Origin of the sequence: Bradyrhizobium sp. (assembly GCF_049691595.1) — a bacterium.
In the GTDB taxonomy this organism is placed as follows: Bacteria; Pseudomonadota; Alphaproteobacteria; order Rhizobiales; family Xanthobacteraceae; genus Bradyrhizobium.
The window spans coordinates 1-1,911 of record NZ_JBAVNZ010000132.1 but is presented as its reverse complement, the minus strand read 5'-3'; the positions used below and the strand labels follow the sequence as shown (position 1 = coordinate 1,911).

The 1,911-nt window shown below is 63.1% G+C and carries 2 protein-coding genes; both read left to right on the top strand.

The features are described 5' to 3' along the window. On the top strand, positions 1 to 346 hold a 346-nt coding region (locus WCE35_RS05980; RefSeq protein WP_424592426.1), incomplete at its 5' end, for a hypothetical protein. Positions 347 to 435: 89 nt separating this feature from the next. Then, positions 436 to 1,631 (top strand): IS3 family transposase gene (locus WCE35_RS05975; protein ID WP_424592425.1). Its coding sequence is split into 2 segments (ribosomal slippage): positions 436 to 697 and positions 697 to 1,631, totalling 1,197 coding nucleotides; the frame shifts between segments, so codons are not numbered across the junction. Positions 1,632 to 1,911 lie beyond the last annotated feature (280 nt).

Below are 1,911 nucleotides of genomic sequence, written 5' to 3'. Positions count from 1 at the left end.
GCTCGAAGGCATGACGCTGACCGCCATTTTCCAGGGCGTCTCGACGTTCGCCGCCGCCGTGTTGCTGCTCAAGCTGGTCGGGAGCCGCCAGATCGTCGGCGATCCCGGCGGCGCCGCGATCTTCGTCGCGCTGGCCGCGCTGTTCTACGCCTTCGCCATGCCCTTCCTCGCGCGGCGATTACCAAAACTGGTCGCGGGCAGCTACGAACCGCTGTTCTTCGACGCGAGCCTGTCGGTTTCCGAAAAACTGTTCCGCTGGCGAACCCAGCCGACCGCCTCGCTGCGGCTGGTAACGACGGTGATGCTGCTGTCGCTGCTGGCGGTCGCGGTGGTGAGCGTGGGGTGAGGTCTCCGCATCGTCATTCCGGGTGACCTGAGCCCCGGTATTTCCTCCAAAAATGGGTAGAGTCCATAACCCGGATAGGGGAATGGACGATGAAGAAGAGCCGGTTCAGCGAAGAACAAGTCATCGGGATTTTGCGAGAGCAGGAGGCAGGGGCTACGACGGCTGACGTCTGCCGCAAGTACGGGATCAGCAGTGCGACCTTCTACAAGTGGAAGGCGAAGTACGGCGGCCTGGAGGTCTCCGACGCCAAACGGCTAAGGGCGCTGGAGGATGAGAACGCGAAGCTGAAGAAGCTTTTGGCCGAAGCCATGCTCGACAACGCCATGCTCAAGGACGTTACCTCAAAAAAATGGTGACGCCCGCCGCCAGGCGAGAGGCCGTCGCTCACCTGCAGAGTGCCTTCGAGGTGAGCGAGCGACGGGCGTGTGCAGTGATCGGGGCGGACCGCACGTCGCACCGTTATCGGAGCTGCCGACCGGACGATGGCGTCGTGCGGGCACGCCTGCGCGAACTGGCAGCCGTTCGCCGCCGGTTCGGCTACCGCCGTCTGCTCGTGCTGATGCGCCGCGAGGGTCTGACCATGAACCACAAGAAGTTCCGCCGCCTCTATCGTGAGGAACGGCTGCAGGTGCGACGGCGCGTCGGGCGCAAGCGGGCGCTTGGCACGCGGGCGCCGCTGACGATCCCGCAGGGGCCGAACCAGCGCTGGAGCCTCGACTTCCTGTCGGATGCGTTCACCGATGGCCGCCGTTTTCGTATCCTTGCGGTGGTCGATGACTTCAGTCGCGAATGCCTGGCGCTGATCGCAGACACCTCGTTACCGGGCCTGCGGGTAGTGCGCGAGCTCGAGGCGATCATTGCCTGGCGCGGCCGTCCGGTCATGTGCGTCTCCGACAACGGCACCGAGCTGACCGGCATGGCGATGCTGCGCTGGAGCCAGGAGCTGCAGATCGAATGGCACTACATTGCGCCCGGCAAGCCGACCCAGAACGCCTTCATCGAGAGCTTCAACGGCCGGCTACGCGACGAGTTGCTCAACGAGACGCTGTTCACCTCGCTCGTCCAGGCTCGCGCCGCGCTGGCTACATGGAAGGACGATTACAATAACGTTCGCCCTCACAGTTCGCTCGGCGATCTCACGCCGAACGAATTCATCGATCGCAGTGCTTGCCGACCGCAACGGGGCGAGGCGCTGCGCTATGCCAGGGGCTCCGCGCCCCGCCCCGTTGCTTCACCGAGCCCTTTGGGCTCAAATGTCACCGGGACTCTACTCATCGGTGGATGAAAGTTGGGGCTCAGGTCATTACCTAGTCGCAGGACAGGCCATCCAGTGCCATCTGCCCAGTGCTGGGCATACTCTTCGTGCGTCGGGTCAGATGCGATGCATTTCTGCACGCTTGCCGAGCAACCCAAGAAGTTAAATAGATATCCAAATGCGGATGTTATCGCGCCATTTTCGAACTTGCCGCCGCCGGCAACCGAGGCGAGACCTCCTGCAGTGGCCGTGACGATGGTGCCTCCAATGCGGTCGCCAAGATCGGTCTGAGGATTTTGAAAGATAGAGC